This is a genomic window from Pseudomonas sp. B21-036, from assembly GCF_024748925.1.
GTDB lineage: Bacteria > Pseudomonadota > Gammaproteobacteria > Pseudomonadales > Pseudomonadaceae > Aquipseudomonas > Aquipseudomonas palmensis.
On record NZ_CP087178.1, the window covers coordinates 4,716,484 to 4,737,974 of the forward strand.

The window sequence follows — 21,491 nt, forward strand, 5'->3', positions numbered from 1 at the left end:
ACGGCACACGCAGCGAGGAATCTGCACATGAGGGTCACCAAGGCACAGGCGCAAGCCAATCGCGCGCACATCGTCGAAACCGCGTCCGAACTGTTTCGCGAGCGCGGCTATGACGGGGTGGGCGTGGCAGACCTGATGGCGGCGGCAGGGTTTACCCACGGCGGCTTCTACAAGCACTTCGGCTCCAAGGCCGACCTGATGGCCGAGGCTGCTGCCTGCGGGCTGGCCAAGACTGCCAGCGCCGAAGAAGCGCTGGACGTGGCGCAATTTTTCCAGCGTTACCTGTCGCGCGAACACCGCGATGCACGCAGCACCGGCTGCACCATGGCCGCCCTGTGTGGCGACGCGGCGCGCCAGCCGGCCGCAATCAAGGCGACCTTTGCCGACGGCCTGGAGGGCCTGCTCAAGCGGGCCGAGCACGCAGGTGCCGAAAACGGCGATCAAGACCCGCACACCGCACGCGACAGGATGATCGAGCGCTTTGCCCAGGCGGTGGGCGCGATCATGCTGTCGCGCGCCTGCCCGGACGATGCGCCATTGGCCGACGAAATCATCGAGGTGTGCCGCAAGGCCATCGTTGCCCCGCTCGCCGACTGAGGTGCCCGCCCCGCAGTTGTCTTAAAACTGCAACCTTTTGGTCATAGTATGGAAGCTGTTCCCGCTGCAGCCCTGTTGCAGCGGGCCTTTGACAAGGACTCGAAACTCAATGCGCCGTGTCGTATTCAATCAGAAAGGGGGCGTGGGCAAGACCAGCATCGCCTGCAACCTTGCCGCCGTCAGCGCCGCCGAAGGGTATCGGACGCTGCTGGTGGACCTCGACCCCCAGGCCAACACCACCCACTACCTCACCGGCCTGCTCGGCGACGACATCCCGGCCGGCATCAGCGACTTCTTCAAGCAGACCCTCTCTAGCGCACCGGGCAGCAAGCGCGGGCGCGTGTGCATCACCCCCACCCGCTACGACAACCTCGACCTGGTGACCGCCAGCCCCGACCTGGCCGACCTGCAGCCCAAGCTGGAGAGCAAGTTCAAGATCAACAAGCTGCGCAAGCTGCTGGTTGAACTGTCCGAAGACTACGAGCGCATCTACATCGACACCCCGCCGTCGCTGAACTTCTACACCTTCAGCGCGCTGGTGGCCGCCGACCGCCTGCTGATTCCGTTCGATTGCGACAGCTTTTCGCGCCAGGCGCTGTACAGCGTGATCGAGCAGGTGGAAGAACTGCGCCAGGACCACAACGAGTCACTGCAGGTGGAAGGCGTGGTGGCCAACCAGTTCGTCGCGCGCACCGCGCTGCACCAGAGCCTGGTGGACGAACTGCTGGCCGAGGGCCTGCCGGTGCTGCCGGTGTACCTGAGCAGCTCGGTGAAGATGCGCGAATCCCACGAGCTGTCGGTGCCGCTGGTGCACATGGCACCGCGGCACAAGCTGTCGCGCGAATTCGTCGACCTGCTGGGGGCGCTGGAGCGGGCTGCCTGAGGGCTGCCCGCCGGTTGCGCCCTGGCGTCAGATCGACGCCTGGCGCATGCGATCGGACAACGCCTGCGCCGTTTCCTTGCGCTCGGAGTAGCGGTCCACCAGGTGCGCCTGGCTGTCGCGCAGCAGCAGCGTGAACTTGACCAGTTCTTCCATCACATCCACCACCCGGTCGTAATACGGCGAGGGCTTCATGCGGCCCTGCTCGTCGAACTCCATGTACGCCTTGGGCACGGACGACTGGTTGGGGATGGTGAACATGCGCATCCAGCGCCCCAGCACGCGCAGCTGATTGACCACGTTGAACGACTGCGAACCGCCACACACCTGCATCACGGCCAGGGTCTTGCCCTGGGTGGGGCGAATGGCGCCGAGGGCCAGCGGCACCCAGTCGATCTGCGCCTTGAACACCGCCGACATCGCGCCGTGCCGTTCAGGCGAACACCACACCTGGCCTTCGGACCACAGCACCAGCTCGCGCAGTTCCTGAACCTTGGGGTGCTCCACCGGTACGTCGTCTGGCAGTGGCAGGCCGCTGGGGTCGAAGATGCGCGTCTGGGCGCCAAAATGCTGGAGCAGGCGCGCGGCCTCCTCGGTCAGCAACCGGCTGAAGGAACGCTCGCGGGTGGAGCCGTACAGCAACAGAATGCGCGGCTTTCGCTCGCCGGCCTGCAGGGCGGTAGGCAGGCCTTCGAACAGGCTCGGGTCGAGGTTGGGCAGGTCGTGGTGCATGGGGCCTCCGGGTCAGAGCGTGGCAATGCGGTCGAGTTCACGCTTGAGCGCGTGGGCATCGAGCTGGCTGAATGGCAGCGCGAAAAACGCCCGGCAGCGACGCTCGATACGCGCCAGGGCATGGTGAAAGTTCGCCTCCACCTCGTCGTCGGTGCCGGGTTGTTCGGAAGGGTCGGCCAGGCCCCAGTGGGCCTTGAGCGCCGGGCCGAAAAACACCGGGCACGCCTCGCCTGCGGCCTTGTCGCACACGGTGATGACGATATCCGGCGGGTTGGCCGCGAAGGCCTCGTTGCCCTTGCTGCTAAGGCCCGCAGTGCTGATGCCGGCCTGCTGCAGGGTCAGCAGGCTGCGCGGCAACACCTGCCCCCTGGGGAAGCTGCCGGCGCTCAGCGCCTCGAAGCCCGCCGGGGCGAGGTGATTGAACATCGCTTCGCAGAGGATGCTGCGACAGCTGTTGGCCGTGCACATGAACAGAACTCGCATGGTGGTGTACTCCCTTTGGCAGGCAGAATGGTCAAAGGCTCAGGCGCAGGGCCAGGGCCGAAAGCGTGATCAACAGCACAGGCACCGTCAGCAGCAGGCCGACCTTGAAGTAGTAGCCCCAGGTGATGCGCGTACCCTTGCGCGCCAGCACATGCAGCCAGAGCAATGTGGCCAGGCTGCCGATGGGAGTGATCTTGGGGCCCAGGTCGCAGCCGATGACGTTGGCGTAGACCATCGCCTCGCGCACCACACCCTGTGCTTCGCTGGCGTGGATCGAAAGCGCGCCGATCAGCACGCTGGGCAGGTTGTTCATCACCGAGGACAGCACTGCGGCAAGCAGCCCGGTGCCCAGCGACGCGCCCCACACGCCATAGGCGGCAAGACGGTCCAGCAACTGGGTGAGCAGGTCGGTAAGGCCGGCGTTTTTCAGGCCGTACACCACCAGGTACATGCCCAGCGAGAACACCACGATCTGCCAGGGCGCCTCGCGCAGCACGCGCCGGGTAGAGATCACATGCCCGCGCGCAGCGACAATGAACAGCACCACTGCACAGGCCGCCGCCACGGCGCTGATCGGGATGCCCAGCGGCTCGAGCAGGAACAGGCCCACCAGCAGCGCCACCAGCACGCCCCCGCCCACGCGGAAGGTGGCGCGGTCGCGAATCGCCAGCACCGGCGCCTTCAGTGCCTGTACTTCGTACACCACCGGTATGTCGCGGCGAAAGTACAGGAACAGCACCAGCAAGGTGGCCGCCACACTCACCAGGTTCACCGGCACCATCACCGCCGCGTATTCGCCAAAGCCCAGGCCGAAGTAATCGGCCGAGACGATGTTCACCAGGTTGGAGACCACCAGCGGCAGGCTGGCGGTGTCGGCAATGAAGCCTGCGGCCATGACGAACGCCAGGGTCGCAGCCGGGGAGAAACGCAGCGCCAGCAGCATCGACATGACGATAGGGGTAAGGATCAGCGCCGCGCCATCGTTGGCGAACAGCGCCGAGACCGCAGCGCCCAGCAGCACGATGAAGGCAAACAGCCGGCGCCCGTTGCCGCGCGCCCAGCGGGCCACGTGCAGGGCTGCCCATTCGAAGAAGCCGGCCTCGTCGAGCAGCAGGCTGATGACGATGATCGCGATGAAGGTGGCGGTGGCGTTCCACACAATCGCCCACACCGTGGGGATGTCGTGCAGCGACACCGCGCCCAGCGCCAGGGCCAGCAGTGCGCCGAGGCTGGCGCTCCAGCCGACGCCCAGGCCGCGGGGTTGCCAGATGACCAGGGTCAGGGTGAGCAGGAAAACAGCGATGGCAGTCAGCATCGGCGCGCTCCTGGCTCAGCAGCAGGCAGCAGCACGAACGGGGCGCCCGTCCATGTTGTGCAAGCGTGTGGTGTTGTCCTTGAGCCAGTCGGCATTGGCGCGCAGCGTCACCTGCAGCAGGTCGTGCACCCAGCCGGGCAGTTGCGGGTTGAGACGGTAATACACCCACTGCCCCTGGCGACGGTCGAGCAGCAGGCCGCTGGTACGCAGCTGCGCCAGGTGACGGCTGATCTTGGGCTGGCTGTCGCCCAGGGCGCACATCAGCTCGCACACGCACAGCTCGCCCTGCTCTGCAATCAGCAGTGCAGCGCGAGCGCGGGTTTCGTCGGCCAGGCTCTTGAACAGCTCGGGTGGGGTAATCATTGTGGGCGGCCCTTACATATGGATAACCGAATATACGGATATCCATATGTTATCTGCAACCGGATTTTTCAGCGCCTGCCATCAACCTCCCCAGCGCGTCACCCGCAGTTGGGGGCCGGTTTTTCGCGCAAGGCCGTGTGGTAGATCTGCGCCGAATCGAGCACGGGCTGGGTGGCACCATGGCGGGCGATCGACAGCATTGCCTGGCCGATGACCTCGGTGCTCAGCACCTTTTCGGGCAACAGCGCACGCGCCAGGCTCAGCAGCGGGCCGGTGAACCGGTAGAACACACGGTACGCGCGGGTTCTGGAGGTGGCACCGTGCAACGGTTGAATCACCGCCGGGCGCAGGATGTGCACGCGCCTGAACGGCAGGCGCAGCAGGCTGTTCTCCGTCATGCCGCGCACCCGCGCCCACATCGTCGAGCTGGTTTCGCTGCTGTCGGCGCCCGCCCCGGAGACGTAGATGAAGGTGGCATGCGGGTTGAGCTCGCACACGCGCTGGGCCACCGCCAGGGTCAGGCGGTAGGTCATGTGGGTGTACTGCGCCTGGGTCATGCCCGCCGCCGAAACGCCCAGGCAGAAGAAACACGCATCCACATCGCGCAGGTCGTCGTCGAGCAGCGTGGACGGGTTATCGGCGAAGGCCGGCCTGACCACCTGCCGGAGCTTGGGGTGCTGGGCGTTCAGGCGTGAGCGCCCGATCAAGCGAACGGACTCCACATCCTGCGCCGCCAGGCATTCGCGCAGCACCCCGCTGCCGATCATGCCGGATGCACCAAAGATCACTATGTTCATGGCGTAGGCTGGCCTCGCTCAGTCTGAAGGGTGCGCCGGCTTCATGCCGACGGCCATTGCGGCGGTGCCGTGCCGAAATCGGCCGCGAGGCTGACCGGCTTCCAGCGCTGCATCGCTTCGCTGCGGGCGGCCTCTTCCACCTCCACCACATACAAGGCGTCCGACCCCAACAGTAGACGCGACGGCAGCCCTTCACGAGCGGCCAGCGCCACGATCAGCTGCGCAATGCGCTCGGGGTCGCCCACTTCGTTGCCCACGTAGGACTCGATCAAGGCCTTGAACGCGGCCATCGACGCCATGTAGTCCGGGGCCAGCTCGGTGAGCGTGTTGCGGGCCTGATGGCCCCAGTCGGTACGCATGCCGCCGGGCTCCAGGGTGCACACCTGGATGCCGAACGGCGCGACCTCCTTGCCGACCACGTCACTGAACCCGCCCACGGCCCATTTGGCCGCCTGATAGGCCGACAGGCCCGGGCTTGCGATGCGACCGCCGGCCGATGACACCTGAAAGATATGGCCGCGGCCCTGGGCGCGCATCACCGGGATGGCCGCACGGGTGAGGTTGACCACGCCGAACAGATTGGTCTCGACCTCGGCGCGAAAATCATCGGTGGGGATGTGCTCGAACGGCTGGATATGGCCGAAGCCTGCGTTGTTGACCAGCACATCCAGCCGGCCAAAACGGCGCACGGCCTCGGCCACGGCGTGCCTGGCCTGCTGTTCGTCGGTCACGTCCAGTTCGAACGTGGCCAGGTTGGCCCCGTACTGCGCCTGCAGCTCGACGAAGCGTGTGATGTCGCGTGCAGTGGCCAGCACCTTGGCGCCGCTGTGCAGCGCCGCCTCCAGAATGGCGCGCCCCAGGCCTCGGGACGCACCGGTAATCAACCAGACTTCAGACATGATCATTCAACCTTTTCAAAGCGCCGACGCGGCGCATGGGCAACGTAAAAGAGGGGGCTGCTCACTCGGGCCGAAAGCCGGCCTTGCCTTCCAGCATCACCGACTCGGCAAGCGCCTTCTGTGCCTGAATGTCCGCCAGGCTGCGGGCATAGCCGGCCTCCAGCGCCGCATAGGCATCCCCGCCGAGCACGGTGCGCAGCGGCGGTGTCTGCAGCTGGCTGAGGGTGTAGATGGCGTCGGCCATTTTCAGCGGGTCGCCCGAGGCGGTGTCTTCGCCATGCTGTTCGATCCACCCGCGCAGGTTGCCGACCGCACTGCCCTTGTAGGCGTCGAGCTGCTCGGTCCAGCGGATGTTGGCCACGAAGCCGGTCTTGATCGAACCTGGCTCGATGATCAGGGTGTTGATGCCGAACTCGGCCAGCTCTTGCGCCACCGCTTCGGCGAAGCCTTCCAGACCGTACTTGGCCGCGTGATACAGCGAGCCGCCCGGGTAGGCGGTACGGCCGCCGACACTGCTGACATGGATGAAGGTACCGCGCTGCTGTGCGCGCATCGCCGCCATGAAGGCGCGGGTGACCTGTATCGGCGCCATCAGGTTGAGCGCGATCTGCTGCTCGACTTCGGCGTCGGTCATCTCTTCCATCGCACCGATCACCGCCCCGCCCGCGTTGTTGACCACCACCTCCACATCGGGATGGCGGGCAGCAACGGCGCGTACCTGTTCGCGGTCGGTCACGTCGAGCGCTTCCACATGAAGGCGCTTTGGATACGCCTGTTGCAACGCCTGCATCGCCTCGACCCGACGCACTGCGGCGACCACGGTATGCCCCTGGGCCAGCGCCTTTTCGGTAAGGGCCAGGCCCAGGCCACCCGAAGCACCGGTAATGAACCACTTTTGAACAGCCATGAAGATACTCCTGTTACAAATTGTGAGTGATTAATCACTCAGTTAAAAGGCAAGGCTTTTACGCCGTAATGGCGCGCCACAGCATATGGAAGCCCAGCTGGCGGTGGCTGTCGGCCTCCTCCGGGGACTTCTCGATGTGTTCGATGGTGGTGGTGGCGATACTCTCGATCACGGAAGAAATGAAGCTGATCGGGGCATCGATCAGCACGCCGTCCTCTACCCCGCCCTCCATCGTCCTGGACACGGCCTGGAACGGCTGCGCGCCCAGTGCGCGGGTGTCTGCGGTTACCTGCCCCGACGCCGACAGCCGTGCCAGCACCACGCGCTCCAGGGCATTGTTCAGGCCCCAGCTGACATAGCGATTGAAGATGTACTCCATGCGCTGGCGGTAGTCGGCCTGGGCCGGGAAGTCCGACATCATGGCCGTCACCAGGCTTTGCTTGAGGTGCAGGTAGAGCTCCTGGAACAGCACCTCCTTGCTGCTGAAGTAGGTGAACAAGGTGCCGTCGGCAACCCCGGCGCGCCGCGCGATGCTCGACGTGCTGGCCATCACGCCCAGCTCGGCGACTGCCTGCATCGCAGACAACAGCAAGGCTTCACGTTTTTCGGGGCTGAGGGGACGTGCCATGGAGGGAGGTTCGCTTAAGAAGACTGAGTAATCAGTCAACTATATTCCTGACCCTTGGGCGAATGCAAGGGGCGGATGGCGCGACGGTGCCGAACGGCAAGCCCCCCGGCATCGCGCCGGGGGGTTGATAGCCGTTATCCGGCGCTACTCGAACAGGTTCACGATGGCATCCGACAACGTACTCCGCTGCCGCGACCACGAGCTTGTGAAGTGATAGATATCGTTGGCCTGAACGTAGTGCTTCACGAACTGGAAGTGATAGTCGGCAGCAATCTGGAACAGGTACAGATCGCTTTGGATATTCACGTAGTTGGTGCCGAAGCGATGGATCTCGGTACTGATCTGGACCATGCCCTCCAGAACCGCATGGGTGTCAGGCTCCAGGTCCACATTGATTTCCGAACTTGGCTTTTCGGTAAGAATGCGCTTCCAGGCGAGCTCCGAACTCTTTCTTCCCGAGGTGCCCTTGGTAAGGTCGCAGGGGGCCTCGATGGCCTGGCGGGCTTTGCTCATTTCGTCTTTGATGCGGTCATCCAACTGCAACTTCCTGCCTGTTTTTACTTGGCAAAACAAACTGGTCAACTCGAGCCAGGCGGATTCATATTCCTTGGGGTTATCGCGCTCGACCATCTGCTTGGGGTTGGACCAGCAAGGCTTGTACCTGAACTTGGCGAAACTGTAGTCGGGGAAGTGCCCGAGCCAGCCGTGCCCCAGATAACTGGTACCGCTGGGGGCCGCTTCGAAGTTGGGGTTCGCGAACGGCACGCCCTTGGTGTCGGATGATTTCAGGACTTTCCTGTTCCAGTTTTTCGACGAGCCGTCCATGTAATAGATGGCCTGTGGGCCGTAGCCCATCTTGGACCATTCCCAGGAGTCCGGGTCGTAGTCCGCATCCCAGTAGGTGTTCATCACGTTGTCGAGGCCGCAGTGGTCCTGGTGGGCCCAGGTGTCGGCGATCACATGCGCCCTGACCCCCAGCAGGATCAGCCTGAACCTGCGCAGCACGTCTGCGCGATTGTCTTTCAGCACCTCTGCCCCACCGATGGCCAGGCTGATGATCTTCTCCAGCCGGTCGTCATCGGTGGCGCAGAGCACTGCATCTTGAACAAGCCTGCGCGAGAGTGCGCTTTGCGGCCGGTTGAGCATCTTGCCGTATTGCAGATCCTTTACCTTGCTGGCGTTGTACTTTCTCAGTATCTGCTCGCCGCCGAAGGTGTCGCGCTTGATGAACTTGGGCAGGTAGTTGGCCACTTCAGCGCCATGGGTTTCTTCTCGGCTGGGCGTGCCGGCCGGGTCGTTGTAGTTGCCGGGGATGAAGTGGTACGAGCACCACAGGCCATCTTCAGGCTCCCCCATCGTACCCAGCAGCCCGCCCTGGTAGGTGTAGCGAGGGTTGTCCATCTTGGCGACGACGTTGTACTTGGCAGATTTTTGGGTGTCGCTGACCAGGCTCCAGTAAGAGGCATAGGTGCTCTCGCTGAAGAAGTCGATGAAGTTGGCTGCCTTGGCAATAAGGGTTGCATCGTCCTTGTTGAAGCCGCCGCACAGTGCTGAGTGGTAAGTACCGTAGAAGTGAAAATCCTGATCCATGCCGCTTTCCCCTTAACAGTTTTTGTTTAACAAAAAAAGACCGCAAGGGTTTATAGGCACAGCTTTAAATAGTGTCAAATGGCCATTAGTCAATGATAATTGTTATTTTTTATTTCGTGTATTAACGTTGGGATACTGCGGTTTGATGGGCATGGCGATATAGAGCGGTTCTATTTAAATTCGTGGCCAATGGAGACAGTCTGCGCTCAGTAATCAGCCGTCAGACTTGAGCAACTTTCCACACTGCTCACTGGCCAACTGGCTGATGATCCGGATGGCCTGATGAATACCCGCCGTGTTGCGAAAGCTCAGCTGCGGGTTGTGCTCGCACTCCAGCACCTCGTCATGCTGGACGAGCGCTTCACCGAGTAGTTCGAGGGTCCAGGCGTAGCGTTGGATGGTGGACAAGCGTTCTTGGTCAGTCATGGGGATACCTGCTTCGCAGCTTGCTGGATAGAGGGGAGGAAGAAGCTCGGTATAGGCCACCAGGCAATGCGCGAATGGGCCGTAAATACCGTGGTCATATAGGCATCATAACGGGACGATTCTTTCCATGGCAAGAATCTCCGCAACCCTCGATACCGATGGCAGTCTGAAAAAGCTCGGCGCAGCGATCCGGGCTCGACGCCTGGCGCTTGCGTTGTCCCAGGAAGCGCTGGCCGACGCGGCAGGCGTGGACCGTTCGCATATGGGGAAAATCGAGCGAGGGGAAAGGAACGTCACGTTCCTGAACATCTTGCGGATTGCAGTTGCGGTGGGGTGCAAGCCTTCTGAGCTATTAGTTGATGCGAGTCTTTAGAGTTAGCCACTGATCGATGCAGTGGTGTTTTTGTGATACGACTCCGAAAGCCATTCCTAGCGTAACAACGCCATCCTGAATGGGTTTACTTCCACCTCCCTCGCCCGACATTGGCTGGTAATATCGACGCCAGCGACACGCCGACAGGATACCTACACAAGCTCATGCTTCCACTTGTAGCTGCTGTAGAGGAACGGGCGACTGTCCTCCTTGGTGGTTTCCACGACTCGCAGTTTCACCTTCGTGCCGACCGGGTAGTCCCTGATCTTCCGCGCGCACTCGATCTTCATGTTCTGTGGGAAGGGTTCGCCACTCGCAGGACGGACGCCATTCTTGCGGCGGGCAGGATCGTAAAAGACTTCAGCAATAATCGAGATGTATTCGTCTGGGTCATGCCTGAGTTCCCAAACCATGCTGCCCCCTCTGCCTTTCGAATGTGTGATTACTGGAGTGAAGTCCGGGGTGAGCAACTTGTCAAAACGCAGGCTCCGAGCCAACACCGCGACCTAGCTAGACGTTGACATCGGAGCGGCCTATGGCTAGGGCAGAAGCCTGTCAGGCCAAGCTGACGAGCCCTCGCTAGTCCGAGCAAGGCATTTTGGCCGCAACGTCCTGTTCCTTAAGAGGAAACGAGGAAGATAGAAACAACAAAGCCGCACCAGGCGGGCTTTGTTAGGTGTTTAGTAGACAGTCTTGAATTCCTGGACATCTGATATCTGATGCGGAGACAGGAGTCGAACCTATACGAAAGGCCATGAATTTAATGGATATTATTCTGAAGGGTGCAACTCTTTATCTCTAAACTTATCCTCAGCCTATTCCCAGGCTCCCTCCCCTGTGAAAAACCCTGACAGGATGATGAAATGCGCTGAAGCATTCAGTCATCCATTCGCCAAAGCTAGCCTCAGGATGTTCAAGGGGATGGCAACTATCGACCAACATTGGACAATGTGAACGCGAATTTCCATCACAGAATTCCTTTCCGTCGATGGCGGGGGGGCTCTACAAAATCTCGGCGTTCAAAGGGCAACGATTGGATTTCTCGGGATTTCGTACAAAGCCTAGCTCAAATAATTCACAAAAGACCGTAGATCGCCAAACCTGCTGTAAAATAGGGGTGTAGGAACATACCCTTCTCGGGAGCGAGGCTTAACCTATTTTCAACCTTCGTATAGGCGGATTCTGGTAGGTGTTCTTTAAGTTTGGATAAAACTGTGGGTAGCGTCAAATTAGGTAATTGGCTAATGGTACGTGCAGCTGCACTGTAAGGATTGAACCCGTCTTTTATGTTTTCTCCCATCAGGCAAGATATCATAAAACTGGCAGTGTCACTGACCTTCCAGTCACTGGCCAGTGAGATTGATTTTCTATTAAGAAGGAATAGGGTAGGGATAGTTACAAAGTCATTAGTTTTGAAGCTTTTCTGATAATTCCTGGTTGACTTTGAGCCAGAGTGGCAAGCATTAAGAATAACAAGCTTCGCCTTAAATTCAGGTGCTGACCGCTGAAGTGAGTCAACTGAAATAACATGACTTGTATCTAGAGAGCCAAGTTTTGCAAAGTAAGCATCGGTGAATAGTTCAAGTGAGCTTCCGTGAGTCGAGACAATAACAATGTCATCGGACCCAATTAGCTTGGTCAATCCGCCCTTACTGTCAGCGACTATGTTTTCTGAAAGTTTCAGGCCTGCACTATCCGCGAATGCACTCGCCTCAAATGGTGCGAGAACCAAGTCTTCTCCTGGATCTGAGATAGCTACGACAGATTTAAGGCTGCCATTATCACTCTTGCACTCAGTGAGGCACGGGACTGTTCTCACATGGAACTCTCCCGCTAGCATTCGCGAGGAAAGCCGAGGGTTTCTTAATGCGAGTTGTGTCATTGGAAGATCAAGTCTGCTGTCGCTTATGTATCGAACAGATCGACATTTAAAGTGTGCTATTTTTTCAATGATAGGGTCTAGTTTTTCAGCCAACACAGTGAGGATTATGTTGAGCGCAGATGTAAAGGTGGCTCGACTGATATTCTCTGTCGCGTATTGTAATTGAGCAGCATGCCACTCATTTATGATTTCGTCGCACACTTCCGTTCGCCAGTAGTTCTCAGCTATGAAGGCCCAGATTTTAGTTTTTCCTTCTGATTTCGTGGTAAAAACTAAACAATGACCTTCCGACAGTCTACTCTGGCAAAGTTTAAGTTGGCTGCATGTGTTGGCATGATCGAGCGGAAGTTCCAGCCCCGATAACTTTAATTCTCTGCATATTTGGGACAGCTCATCCCATGCGGTAACTGGATTTCTTACTTCCCACGCGTCGTCATACTTTTCCTGAAATCCCATAATATGTGGGGCGCCGAAATCTCGAATGCGGAGAAGGATGTCATTAACTTTGCCTTCAAGTGAGTCGCTGATACGCCCTTTGAGTTTCTCAGCCCACTCAAGAATAGCTAGCCAATCTGCCATTGCATTACCGCGTATTGCAAGTAATGGTGGCAGTGATGCAGTGGCTTCACCATGCTCCGGCAAGTAGGATAAAAGACTTTCCATATTGACAAAGTAGCGCGCGCGCACTTCGCGCCTATGATGTAAGCGCAAAGAGCCTTTCAGCATTTCATCTATGCCAGTTGAGGCTTTTTTTAAATCTTGAACTAGACGATTAATATCACCCTGTTCTGCTGCCACTTTTGCTGCGCTAATGGATAAGCCTAGAGATTCTTCAGGGAAATCCTGATCCTCAAGAGCTTCATTTGCAGACTTAATCATCTCTTGAGCCTTGTCAAAATCCGCTAGCCTGCGGAAACAATCGATCATATTTATCATAACCCCTACCTTAGCTGTAGTGGTTATTTTTTCTGTATTAAGTACGCGTCCAAAATATTTAGCTGCTACCTTGGCATGTCCTTTATTCATGTGAGCCATGCCGATGTTAGAATATAATCTGGCTGGACAGGCCATACCTGTTTCCCGGTAGAGGCGCAAGCTCAGTCGTCCAAACTTTATCGCATCATCGAAGTCGCCATCTGCACAGGAAACTATCGTCGCTGTGTCGTAGCATTTGGCTTTCAAGTATAGCGATTGAAGTTCATCGCTTAGTCTTTCTGCATCAGCAATGTTTCTATAGGCTGCTTGTGTAGCTCCATGATGTGAATAAATAATTGCAGATTTCAAGTGTAGCTCTGCAATTGTTTCCTTTTCGTTGTAGTGATGCAGTATGATGGCCGCTTCTTTAAAAACATTAGGATGATTGTCATAGCTGATCCCAAAGTCTTCGGGGTGACTGATCATGAGCTGTGTAAGCTCAAGTGCTACGCTCTTTGAGGACGGGTGAGCTAGCTTGGTGATTTTCCTGATTGTCTTTGATACTTTTGTCAGGTCGGACAGCATGAAGTAGCAGCGCGCGAGGAGTTCTAGAAATAAAAGTATTTCGTTTGCATTGTTTTTTTTGGTAAAAACCTCTAAAGCTATACCTGCCTTGGAAATTGCGAGTCCTAAATCATCCACGGTCATTTTCATGATGGTGTTGTATATTCCGGTCGGAGTTTGCCCCCTCTTTTTATACCCATCCTTTAATAGGTACTTTTTAAAATTCGAAGGGCTAATGTCGTTCCAGCTATAAATATCCATTCGTAACCTCTGTTCCCTCAGTGCGATAGTTAGCTGTCCTCGGATTTATAGTCGTGTAGGCTTGCTGGTGCTTACTGAATCGCTTAGTACAGCCTACAATCGCCGTATGCTGCGTAAAGCAGCGAGCTACGCCGAACTCTAGCTCTAGCTCTTCGACAATCATGTCAAAATAATGGCCAGCCTGCTACTTTGCAATACGGAAGCCTTTCTGCCGAACACTAAGTTTGATACAAGGCCCACTAAATTTTCTAGTTTCAGTTAGAGCTGAGCGTTCCCAGGGTGGATAGCCTCATCGACTGCTGTTCGCAAGAGTTCGTATTAAGGATTCTCGCAACACGTTGCTAAGTGATTCATCTACGTCGTTCAGGCTGATAGTCGCTGCCCCTGTGTTAGATAAAACTATCGTTCCAGAGTATTGGCCGCTGAGACGGACTCTAACTTTCTCAACTGCGTATTTCCTCTCTCCAACTAGGTCTGAGCACGCATCTTGTATTTTTGTGTCGCCTGAGATAAGAACTTTGGCAAGTGCTTTGTTCTTGAGTTCAAGCTTGGATATTTGAATCATGTCTAAATTGCCGGAGAGGTTGTTTGTAGCTAAGGTCTCCGTAGCCCAGGACGTTACATCAATATTAAGTGGTTCGATGGTTATTCTGAAATTTGTTATTTCTGAAAATCTATTAAGCAGAGCTTGTACGCTGCGTGGTGGGTTGATTAGCTCGAGTGTGGGTGACTCGTTGGATACTGTGAAAGCAGACTCTCTGTATTCGGTGCGATCAAAGACGGTTTCATTGCCGAATGGGTCGGTGACTGTGTCGGTATAGGTGATTTTCTCAATATACCTTGCCGATAATTCCCCACTACGAATTTTATCTATGATAAATCCGTGCTGCTGCGTATCGCTGAAGCTCAGGGATTTTATGCGTGCCGCCAACTGATCGATAGAGCAAGGCCAGTCTATATCCATCCATCGATAGCGCATGATATTAAGCCTCCGACTCGGAGATTAACTCATTCTTGATTTTGAGGGCTGTTTGTTCAATTATCGAAAAATACTTGGCCCGGTCAATAGTGTCCACGGCAGTCATGGTCTTACGATGCGCACCTTTGTGATATTTGAACTCTCCCTGCACGCCGTACCTAAATCCTAAGCAGTTCTGCTTGTCCTCAAAGCCGGCTTCAAAGCGAATTATGTTGGGTGGGTTTTGAATTTGCTCAGATTTCCACGAAATGTGAGTGATGTAAAATCCACGCTGGCTTAGCTCTTTGTATTCTTTGGACTGAACAAGATTTTGCCCGCTCAAAGCCATACTGTGGACTACGGCGAACATTTCCATGCCTGCTTCGCTTTCAGCCGTTTCTATATCTAAATCTAGCGAATCGTTGGCCTCTTCTCCTCTGTTGAGTGAGGATACTTTGAGATTCATAACGTTTCGAAGTTTAAAGCCCGGAAGTTGCGAGATTAGCGATGTGAAAAATTTCGACCGCAATTCAGGTGTTGCCAGCTCGGATAGCTCTACTTTTTCCTGATTGAGCGGAGCCTTCCGGCGTTGCTCTACACACTCTTTGATTGCTTCAACTACACGTTTTGCTTTGTCTGTGGCAGGCAGGCGAACGATCGTCTTCCCACCCTCGACTAAGAAATCAATTTTTGCCTCATTACGCTCACGCTGGAGAAGCTTGGTTCGGTTGTGATTAAATTCGTCGTACTCGACTTTTATTGCGTAGCCACCATCCTTTACGATTCTATGTGTGACTGCTTCGCTTGGGCCTGTTTCTTTGATGTAGGCTTCTACTGCGGCCCTTATATCTTCAATAGGGATCTCATTTCCAAACTGGATATTTGTTGTTTTCTCTCGCCGCCCCGGAGGCTCTCGCTTATCAACTATCGCTTCAATATCATGGAAGCCATGAGGAAGCATCGCTATGTAGTCGCACAGGTCATCCCGCTCATCTTTTGTCGAGCAGAAAATCCCTCTATCCTTAAGCAGCTCACGCAAAACAGCGACTGTCATGCGTTGTTTTCCGGAAATTAAGAGGTCGTAGATGTCATTGTCATTAGCGCTAATGTGATTTAAGTAGTCATTCATGACCAGGTTCCCAGGTCTACTGTAGAGTAGGAGGTTTTTATTTCGCTGATGGGCTCATACTTTATTGCAAGCACATACTCGCCCAGGTCGGTGCTCGTGCCTGCCAATCCCTCAATATACTGTTGTTGTGATTTCTGGAAAGTTGGTGATGAGTTCTCTGAGGGGTTGAGAGTTTTTATCTTTACTTCGGTCCTCTCGTCTAGGAGCTCATACTTTCTTAGGATGTCGATAAGATAAATGAATTCGTCGCTAGATTCACCTTTTCGAGAGTAAAATATTACCACCTTTCTCTGAGCAGTGCCTTTAGGATCTCGAGCCTCTAAGATTATTACCGGGGAGGTTAGTGTCTCGAGTGTTGCACCTTTGGCTTTTTTTACTTGCAGGTTAGCTTTGCGCACTAATTGGGGGTGATAATAGTAGCAATGCTCTTGCCCTGGTAATTCGGGAACTCGTTTCCCCCGCATGCGCCGGATTTCATTGCTGACATTGTCGAGCCAGAAAATTTCTTTTGGCCCGAGGACGAAAACTCGCTTTCCTTTCGGAAGTTGTAAGCTTTCATTTGCTATGAAGGATAATGAGGCATTGAAATCTGCATCGTATTCGCCATCGTGGTTGTATACGAATAGTAAGCCGCAGATTGAGTAGGTTACATTGTCATGAGCATGCTTTTCTTGCCAGTCTGCACTTTTGTCAGCACACGCAATTTGTTTGCCTAGGCTAATCAACGCTGCCTTGATAGCTGGCGACTTGATCGAACCTTTTGCGTAGCTCTTGAGGTCGCAGTGAACATAGGTTCGTTGAGCTGAGTACGGTTCGTCATAGTAGTACACGACATCGCACGGATGTGTTGTCACCTCATGCTCTACTTGTGCTTCGCAAGGCCAGTCGTGGTTGGTAGGGCCTACCCGATCCCAAAAGAATTCCGCAAATAAATCGCTTGCTAAGTTCTCAGCTTGTTTAGCAATGTGTTCATTTTCAGCCATATATCTATATCCTTACATTTCTGGCTTGGATCTAATAACTTTTTACAGAAGCGTAATTTCTATTGTCATTTGGTCAGTGGCGCGAGAAGGCTCAAGCGCATACTCAGACTTTTTAATTTCTCGCTGCAAATAGGGTGTGCATGCTGTCAAGCTCGATAAATATATGAATTTTGCAAGCATGTTTATGCCTTCAAAACATAGATGACGTTTGGCCATCATTCTGTCTTTGCTTGTGCTTCAAGGCAAGGGGGCTGGAGCAGTCTATACGTCGGGTGGGAGTGTTCGCCGTTCGGGGCTCTATTGCTTGTAGTCTGTGTCACTGACTTTTGCATGGCGGCGTTACCGAAAGAGAAGGACGCTCAATTATCCTAGCTCTCGCCCAGGTTTTTCCTGAGACTCATCAATCCAGATCGACGATATATCAATGATTTTAAAGGAAAAAATTCCATGAAAAACGGTCGGCATGTGCACTGGGAGCAGTGCCTGGGCCCAAGGCGCGGCCTGAAGTGCAGACTGGTTTTCCGTGCCTAGGTTCTGTACGAAAAGAGATATCACAAACACCGCATGGAGCAATCACGCTGCTCAGATACGTCGCGTAGTCGGCCAACACATTTCGATCAATCTGCCGCGCATCATTGATACCGGGCCCTGTTCGGAACGGCACCACCTCACGAATGCCTGCTACCGATCAAAGTGCCCTTTGACCGTGCCGTAATGACCGCTACCGAACATGTCTTTCAGCACTTGTGGCCCTGCGTAGCTCAGTTGCCTGCCGTGGCCGAAATTACGACCATCGCGTCTACCCACCAATACCATGTCAGTCACCTCCTCTGCCGTTCTCCGATCCTCGCCCCACGTCATCCCGCCAAGAATGTTGAGTGTTATCAGGGATCAAGGCCCCTGCGACCTGTGGGGAATGTCCTCTTCGCGGGACTGGCGGCTCCTTACGTCCGGGAGCAAAGGCATCTCATGATCTGGCCTCCTGAACACTGTTACCGGTGGGCGGGTGGAGGCAGTACTGGCTGACGAGACCAGCGCCTGAAGATCCTGAGCCAGGTGCAAGCAGCAATGCGATGACCGGGGCATGCCTGACTGTCAGTCAGGTGCAGTCCATTCCTTGGTCTGCGGCACCATCATCTACAGCGCTGTTGCTGGTGCCATCGGCGTTTGTCACGCCGATTGTCACGAGGGGGAATGCCGCAAAGCTCTGTGCGAGCTGGGCTGCAGCAGCGTTAGAAGCGCCCGTCTCTTTCCAGAAGAAAGAGACGGGCGCAGGTTGGCGCAATAGTCGGCCAATCGGATAGGTTGCTGCAGGGCAGCGCAATAGAAAGTGTCGTCTGGCGCACGAGGGCCATGAAATGTAGTTGGCATCCATCACCGGGGAGGTGACCGGGCGAGCTGCCGGATGCGAATCGCCCTTGGGGAGAACCACCGTGGGAGCGGCGTGACCTTGAAGGCTCGGGTCACCTGGGGTGCTGTCAACGACAGCCTTTGCACTGTCTTTTCTACGCCCGCAATTCGAGAGGGTCAAGCGACTCGCCCGCTGGATTTTGCGGAAGAAAATGGCATTGGGCGTGTACGGAATCCCGTGGTTTCCAGTGGCCGATTGGGTGCTTTTGATTTTTTAGGTGAGGTCCATCCAAACAGGGCGGCTTTGCAGCCCTGTTTGGATGGACCCGCATGAAAAGCGGATCATCGAAATTTCAAAGCCGTGCGCTCACTCGACTGCGCCAAGCCTTGCTCTTAGGCTAGAAACGTTTGCCCCGGTCTGATTCGCGAACTCATGCGGCGAGATATACTCCTGCCGGTTCGCGTCGAGGTAACCGCTCCACCAACTCATGATCATTCGCCGTTCCTCCAGGAACTCGGCCTTGTGGATATACGCCGCCCGAACGTTGTTGCGCTCCCTGTGGCTCATCTGCCGCTCGATAGCAGTCTCCGACCACAGCCCGGATTCGACCAAGGCACTGCACGCCATGGACCGAAAGCCATGCCCGCAGATTTCGGTCTTGGTGTCGTAGCCCATGTTCCGCAGAGCGCTGTTGACCGTGTTCTCGGACATAGGCTTCCACGAGCGAGCGTCACTGGTGAACACCAGATCGAAGTACCCCGTGATCGCATGAATCTGTTCGAGCAACGCCACAGCTTGCGGTGACAGAGGGACAAGATGGATATCACCTGCCATCTTCGTTCCTCTGGTCGAATAAGGAACACCGTCTAACGCGGGGCGCGTGTCAGGTATCTCCCATATGCCACGCTTCAGGTCGAACTCACTCCAACGCGCGAAGCGCAATTCGCTGGACCGGACAAACACATGCAAGGACAGCATGACGGTCAGCCGAGTGAGCGTACGCCCCTTGTAGTTCTCGATGCGGTCCATCAACTCAGGCAAGCGAGACAGCGGAAGTGCTGGCCGATGCTTAACTCGTGGCGCGCTGATGAAGCCCTCAAGGTCATATGCTGGGTTCACCGTGATCAGCCGCAGCCGCTTCGCCTCACGCATGATGCTCTGCAGATAGTTTTGTACCCTTAAAGCCACATCGATCGTGCCGCGCTTCTTGATCGCCTCAAGCGGTTGCATGAGGTCAAAGGTATCCAGATCAACGATGGCCCGTGCACCGAGCACCGGGAATACGTGAGTCTTCAAACGACTCAGCACGGTCCTTGAATGGCCAGGCGCCCACTTCACGGACATCTCTTTATGCCAGTCCAAGGCAACGCGCTCGAATGTGTGGCCTCTGACAACCGCCTCGGCCTTGGCCTGCTGCTTGGACGCAATCGGATCAATGCCCTCAGCCAGCATCCGCTTAGTCTCCAGACGCCTCTGCCGAGCATCTGCGAGACCGATGACGGGATAGTTGCCAAACGAGGTCAGCCCCTCTCGCCCATCCGGTTTCACATACCTGAAGCGCCAGCCTTTGCGGCCGTTGGGGTAAACGAGGAGGTAAAGACCGTCACCGTCAAAAAGCTTGTAGGGGCGGTCAGTAGGTTTGGCCGAACAGCATGCGGTGTCGGTCAGGGGAGCAGTAGTACGAGCCATAAGGGTAAACCCCTTTATCGAATCGACTTTATCCCAAACGTTACCCCTAAATCGGCTGGCAGCTGCCGGAATCCGACGGAACGCCATAACGAAAAAACCCGCCAGAAGGCGGGTTTTACGGGGGTTCCAGAGATTTTGGTAGCCTTCGCTGGAACCTGAACTGGTGCCGGAGACAGGAGTCGAATCAGGCACCTCCAACCCAATAAAATCGGGAACTTCGATGACGGAATGCCACCACTGTATACCTAAACATATACCTAAAACGAAAAGTACTCCGATCAGGGAACCATGAACGAGCCCTCCTAAGAGGGCTTGTTATTACCCTTTTCTTGAGGGCGGCGGCGGTGGCGGCGGCGGAGGTACGCGCCTTGGCAGCTCCACATCACTCTTGATGTTTCTCATTGGTGGCGGCGGAGGTGGTGGCGGCTTTCGCTCGGACATGAAGTGCTCCTATGGGTGGGTTGATATAAAGATCGGTAGGAAGGAGATCAACGACCAAATCACAGCGTAGATGACGTTCCTCGACAAACCGTCGAGCTCATTGCTTCGTCGATCGTTGTTGGTGGCATTCCTCGTCGCTCCCATGACGTAGTAGTCCATCATGATCTGCATAAAGAAGCTGTTTGCCTGCTCAACGCTTCCGTCGTAGTAGTCGATCAGCGTCTTCCGATGTGCCTCAAGCTTCTCGGCCACCGGTATGGCTAGGTCATCAAAGCGGACGCGCCAGGCCCAAGCGAAATGCCACATCGCTCTGACAACGAAAATCCCTGCCCCTAGGTACAGAATCCAGAAAAAGATACCCGCGGTCGTTTCTGTCGCCGGTGCCTTGGGAAGGAGGTAAGAGAGGAAGCTCAAGAGGGCTACGATCAGCGCGAGCGGCAGATTCAGCCTGGAGATTAACTTCTCCTTACGGTCAGCCTCAGCGAGGTAGATCTTCTCGTACAGCTTGTACTCTTCATCATCGGACCTCATGTCACAGTTGCTCCCTCCAAACTCAATGGCTTAGGGCCATCATCCTTCCTACGCAGCTCCATGCCAAGAGCCTCTAACATGATGATGCTTGGGAGGTGGTGTATAGCCGGGCACCAGCACCCCGGAATGGTGGCTTGGCGCTTCACCATCCAACGACCGTGTCTGCTCGCCGGCGGGCGTTGCGATGACAGCAACCCCTTTGTCTGAACGGATACCGGAAAGTTTGCCAGTATCTACAGCCCCATCTGCCTGATGATCCTGCGCGGCTCCATTCCATCGCGAAGTGCCCAGCTGGCGTCCATGGTCATCTGGTCGAGCGCCTTGCTCTCGAATGCCTCGGCCATGGCAGCGGCCTTCCTGACAATCAGTAGCGCCAGCTCTGGCGGGAACTGGACCGGCTCCGGTTGGGGTAGGTAGTCGCAATCGATAACGGACATGTCGCGGCCCTCGATGTGATGGTGCTCAACGTGGCGAGCTGGGCACCGGATTATCTGATAACTACCCAGCATCCGGGTAGTTCACGGCAGGCCGATCGGTCACCTGCTGTACCTGCGCCGCCTGCACATTTTCGTTGCTCCTCCTCTTTCTCGTCAGACCCGCTGGCCCGCCCCGGTCTGGCGCATCTTCGCCGCCAGCATCAGGTCACCATGGGTCTGCTCCCGCGCCGCGACCAGGCCTACATGGTTCACTCGGACGGCGGCGCCCGCACTTGCCCGGCGCTGTACCGCCTTAGGGGCCAGGCCACCATGTCAACATCTGCACAGCGTGTCGTTTTCCACACACGGGCACTCGTCGAG

The 21,491-nt window shown here is 56.3% G+C and carries 21 protein-coding genes and 1 pseudogene; 3 read left to right on the forward strand and 19 right to left on the reverse strand.

Going from position 1 to position 21,491, the window contains the following annotated elements; all coding sequences use genetic code 11:
- Nucleotides 1–27: 27 nt before the first annotated feature.
- Nucleotides 28–597, forward strand: a complete 570-nt coding sequence (locus tag LOY33_RS21360) for a TetR/AcrR family transcriptional regulator (protein ID WP_258660003.1) — start codon at nucleotides 28–30, stop codon at nucleotides 595–597.
- A 109-nt stretch (nucleotides 598–706) separates the two neighbouring features.
- Nucleotides 707–1,480 carry a ParA family protein gene (locus LOY33_RS21365; protein ID WP_054914890.1) on the forward strand — a complete coding sequence of 258 codons (774 nt, stop codon included), beginning with the start codon at nucleotides 707–709 and terminating at the stop codon, nucleotides 1,478–1,480.
- Between the two features lie 27 nt (nucleotides 1,481–1,507).
- Here the strand turns inward: LOY33_RS21365 and arsH are convergent, their stop codons facing one another.
- The 10 genes from arsH to LOY33_RS21415 form a co-directional block, all read right to left on the reverse strand.
- Complete coding sequence (arsH, locus tag LOY33_RS21370; protein WP_043860437.1) at nucleotides 1,508–2,209, reverse strand: arsenical resistance protein ArsH; 702 nt, start codon at nucleotides 2,207–2,209, stop codon at nucleotides 1,508–1,510.
- 12 nt (nucleotides 2,210–2,221) lie between these two features.
- A complete protein-coding gene (locus LOY33_RS21375) occupies nucleotides 2,222–2,692 on the reverse strand; it encodes an arsenate reductase ArsC (protein ID WP_043860438.1) in 471 nt (156 codons plus the stop codon).
- Nucleotides 2,693–2,723: 31 nt separating this feature from the next.
- Nucleotides 2,724–4,007, reverse strand: a complete 1,284-nt coding sequence (locus tag LOY33_RS21380) for an arsenic transporter (RefSeq protein WP_258660004.1) — start codon at nucleotides 4,005–4,007, stop codon at nucleotides 2,724–2,726.
- 15 nt (nucleotides 4,008–4,022) lie between these two features.
- On the reverse strand, nucleotides 4,023–4,370 hold the full coding sequence (locus LOY33_RS21385) for a metalloregulator ArsR/SmtB family transcription factor (RefSeq protein WP_043860440.1): 348 nt from the start codon (nucleotides 4,368–4,370) through the stop codon (nucleotides 4,023–4,025).
- Between the two features lie 98 nt (nucleotides 4,371–4,468).
- Nucleotides 4,469–5,167 carry an epimerase gene (locus tag LOY33_RS21390; RefSeq protein ID WP_088515571.1) on the reverse strand — a complete coding sequence of 233 codons (699 nt, stop codon included), beginning with the start codon at nucleotides 5,165–5,167 and terminating at the stop codon, nucleotides 4,469–4,471.
- A gap of 41 nt (nucleotides 5,168–5,208) precedes the next feature.
- The gene (locus LOY33_RS21395) at nucleotides 5,209–6,066 is read right to left on the reverse strand and encodes an SDR family NAD(P)-dependent oxidoreductase (protein WP_116055234.1); all 858 of its coding nucleotides are present in this window, start codon (nucleotides 6,064–6,066) and stop codon (nucleotides 5,209–5,211) included.
- Nucleotides 6,067–6,127: 61 nt separating this feature from the next.
- Nucleotides 6,128–6,973, reverse strand: a complete 846-nt coding sequence (locus LOY33_RS21400) for an SDR family NAD(P)-dependent oxidoreductase (RefSeq protein ID WP_116052249.1) — start codon at nucleotides 6,971–6,973, stop codon at nucleotides 6,128–6,130.
- Between the two features lie 58 nt (nucleotides 6,974–7,031).
- On the reverse strand, nucleotides 7,032–7,601 hold the full coding sequence (locus LOY33_RS21405) for a TetR/AcrR family transcriptional regulator (protein WP_043860443.1): 570 nt from the start codon (nucleotides 7,599–7,601) through the stop codon (nucleotides 7,032–7,034).
- Between the two features lie 144 nt (nucleotides 7,602–7,745).
- A complete protein-coding gene (locus LOY33_RS21410; protein ID WP_058540834.1) occupies nucleotides 7,746–9,191 on the reverse strand; it encodes a DUF6765 family protein in 1,446 nt (481 codons plus the stop codon).
- 213 nt (nucleotides 9,192–9,404) lie between these two features.
- On the reverse strand, nucleotides 9,405–9,617 hold the full coding sequence (locus LOY33_RS21415) for a hypothetical protein (protein ID WP_054914896.1): 213 nt from the start codon (nucleotides 9,615–9,617) through the stop codon (nucleotides 9,405–9,407).
- A 127-nt stretch (nucleotides 9,618–9,744) separates the two neighbouring features.
- Between LOY33_RS21415 and LOY33_RS21420 the strand changes: the two genes are divergently transcribed.
- Nucleotides 9,745–9,990 (forward strand): helix-turn-helix domain-containing protein, encoded by a 246-nt coding sequence (locus LOY33_RS21420; RefSeq protein WP_054914897.1) that lies wholly within the window; start codon nucleotides 9,745–9,747, stop codon nucleotides 9,988–9,990.
- A gap of 152 nt (nucleotides 9,991–10,142) precedes the next feature.
- Here LOY33_RS21420 and LOY33_RS21425 read toward each other — a convergent pair whose 3' ends face one another.
- From LOY33_RS21425 to LOY33_RS21465, 9 genes and pseudogenes are all read right to left on the reverse strand, one after another.
- Nucleotides 10,143–10,403 (reverse strand): hypothetical protein, encoded by a 261-nt coding sequence (locus LOY33_RS21425; RefSeq protein WP_100633453.1) that lies wholly within the window; start codon nucleotides 10,401–10,403, stop codon nucleotides 10,143–10,145.
- Between the two features lie 662 nt (nucleotides 10,404–11,065).
- Nucleotides 11,066–13,612 (reverse strand): CHAT domain-containing protein, encoded by a 2,547-nt coding sequence (locus LOY33_RS21430; protein WP_258660009.1) that lies wholly within the window; start codon nucleotides 13,610–13,612, stop codon nucleotides 11,066–11,068.
- Nucleotides 13,613–13,901: 289 nt separating this feature from the next.
- Nucleotides 13,902–14,591: a hypothetical protein gene (locus tag LOY33_RS21435; RefSeq protein ID WP_258660010.1), complete on the reverse strand. Its 690-nt coding sequence runs from the start codon at nucleotides 14,589–14,591 to the stop codon at nucleotides 13,902–13,904.
- A 4-nt stretch (nucleotides 14,592–14,595) separates the two neighbouring features.
- The gene (locus LOY33_RS21440; RefSeq protein ID WP_258660011.1) at nucleotides 14,596–15,699 is read right to left on the reverse strand and encodes a hypothetical protein; all 1,104 of its coding nucleotides are present in this window, start codon (nucleotides 15,697–15,699) and stop codon (nucleotides 14,596–14,598) included.
- On the reverse strand, nucleotides 15,696–16,682 hold the full coding sequence (locus tag LOY33_RS21445) for a hypothetical protein (RefSeq protein ID WP_258660013.1): 987 nt from the start codon (nucleotides 16,680–16,682) through the stop codon (nucleotides 15,696–15,698). Before LOY33_RS21445 ends, LOY33_RS21440 begins: the two co-directional genes overlap by 4 nt.
- A 571-nt stretch (nucleotides 16,683–17,253) precedes the next feature.
- Nucleotides 17,254–17,498 (reverse strand): annotated as a pseudogene (locus LOY33_RS21450) (integrase); the annotation flags it as partial.
- A gap of 901 nt (nucleotides 17,499–18,399) precedes the next feature.
- On the reverse strand, nucleotides 18,400–19,722 hold the full coding sequence (locus LOY33_RS21455; RefSeq protein WP_258662921.1) for an integrase arm-type DNA-binding domain-containing protein: 1,323 nt from the start codon (nucleotides 19,720–19,722) through the stop codon (nucleotides 18,400–18,402).
- Between the two features lie 450 nt (nucleotides 19,723–20,172).
- Nucleotides 20,173–20,694, reverse strand: a complete 522-nt coding sequence (locus LOY33_RS21460; protein ID WP_210014857.1) for a hypothetical protein — start codon at nucleotides 20,692–20,694, stop codon at nucleotides 20,173–20,175.
- Nucleotides 20,695–20,927: 233 nt separating this feature from the next.
- Nucleotides 20,928–21,131 carry a hypothetical protein gene (locus LOY33_RS21465; RefSeq protein WP_210014858.1) on the reverse strand — a complete coding sequence of 68 codons (204 nt, stop codon included), beginning with the start codon at nucleotides 21,129–21,131 and terminating at the stop codon, nucleotides 20,928–20,930.
- Nucleotides 21,132–21,491: the final 360 nt, after the last annotated feature.

Coding starts and splice junctions, on each gene's coding strand:
- LOY33_RS21360 (WP_258660003.1), top strand. CDS start 28: ATGAGGGTCACCAAGGCACAGGCGCAAGCCAATCGCGCGCACATCGTC.
- LOY33_RS21365 (WP_054914890.1), top strand. CDS start 707: ATGCGCCGTGTCGTATTCAATCAGAAAGGGGGCGTGGGCAAGACCAGC.
- arsH (WP_043860437.1), bottom strand. CDS start 2,209: ATGCACCACGACCTGCCCAACCTCGACCCGAGCCTGTTCGAAGGCCTG.
- LOY33_RS21375 (WP_043860438.1), bottom strand. CDS start 2,692: ATGCGAGTTCTGTTCATGTGCACGGCCAACAGCTGTCGCAGCATCCTC.
- LOY33_RS21380 (WP_258660004.1), bottom strand. CDS start 4,007: ATGCTGACTGCCATCGCTGTTTTCCTGCTCACCCTGACCCTGGTCATC.
- LOY33_RS21385 (WP_043860440.1), bottom strand. CDS start 4,370: ATGATTACCCCACCCGAGCTGTTCAAGAGCCTGGCCGACGAAACCCGC.
- LOY33_RS21390 (WP_088515571.1), bottom strand. CDS start 5,167: ATGAACATAGTGATCTTTGGTGCATCCGGCATGATCGGCAGCGGGGTG.
- LOY33_RS21395 (WP_116055234.1), bottom strand. CDS start 6,066: ATGTCTGAAGTCTGGTTGATTACCGGTGCGTCCCGAGGCCTGGGGCGC.
- LOY33_RS21400 (WP_116052249.1), bottom strand. CDS start 6,973: ATGGCTGTTCAAAAGTGGTTCATTACCGGTGCTTCGGGTGGCCTGGGC.
- LOY33_RS21405 (WP_043860443.1), bottom strand. CDS start 7,601: ATGGCACGTCCCCTCAGCCCCGAAAAACGTGAAGCCTTGCTGTTGTCT.
- LOY33_RS21410 (WP_058540834.1), bottom strand. CDS start 9,191: ATGGATCAGGATTTTCACTTCTACGGTACTTACCACTCAGCACTGTGC.
- LOY33_RS21415 (WP_054914896.1), bottom strand. CDS start 9,617: ATGACTGACCAAGAACGCTTGTCCACCATCCAACGCTACGCCTGGACC.
- LOY33_RS21420 (WP_054914897.1), top strand. CDS start 9,745: ATGGCAAGAATCTCCGCAACCCTCGATACCGATGGCAGTCTGAAAAAG.
- LOY33_RS21425 (WP_100633453.1), bottom strand. CDS start 10,403: ATGGTTTGGGAACTCAGGCATGACCCAGACGAATACATCTCGATTATT.
- LOY33_RS21430 (WP_258660009.1), bottom strand. CDS start 13,612: ATGGATATTTATAGCTGGAACGACATTAGCCCTTCGAATTTTAAAAAG.
- LOY33_RS21435 (WP_258660010.1), bottom strand. CDS start 14,591: ATGCGCTATCGATGGATGGATATAGACTGGCCTTGCTCTATCGATCAG.
- LOY33_RS21440 (WP_258660011.1), bottom strand. CDS start 15,699: ATGAATGACTACTTAAATCACATTAGCGCTAATGACAATGACATCTAC.
- LOY33_RS21445 (WP_258660013.1), bottom strand. CDS start 16,682: ATGGCTGAAAATGAACACATTGCTAAACAAGCTGAGAACTTAGCAAGC.
- LOY33_RS21455 (WP_258662921.1), bottom strand. CDS start 19,722: ATGGCTCGTACTACTGCTCCCCTGACCGACACCGCATGCTGTTCGGCC.
- LOY33_RS21460 (WP_210014857.1), bottom strand. CDS start 20,694: ATGAGGTCCGATGATGAAGAGTACAAGCTGTACGAGAAGATCTACCTC.
- LOY33_RS21465 (WP_210014858.1), bottom strand. CDS start 21,131: ATGTCCGTTATCGATTGCGACTACCTACCCCAACCGGAGCCGGTCCAG.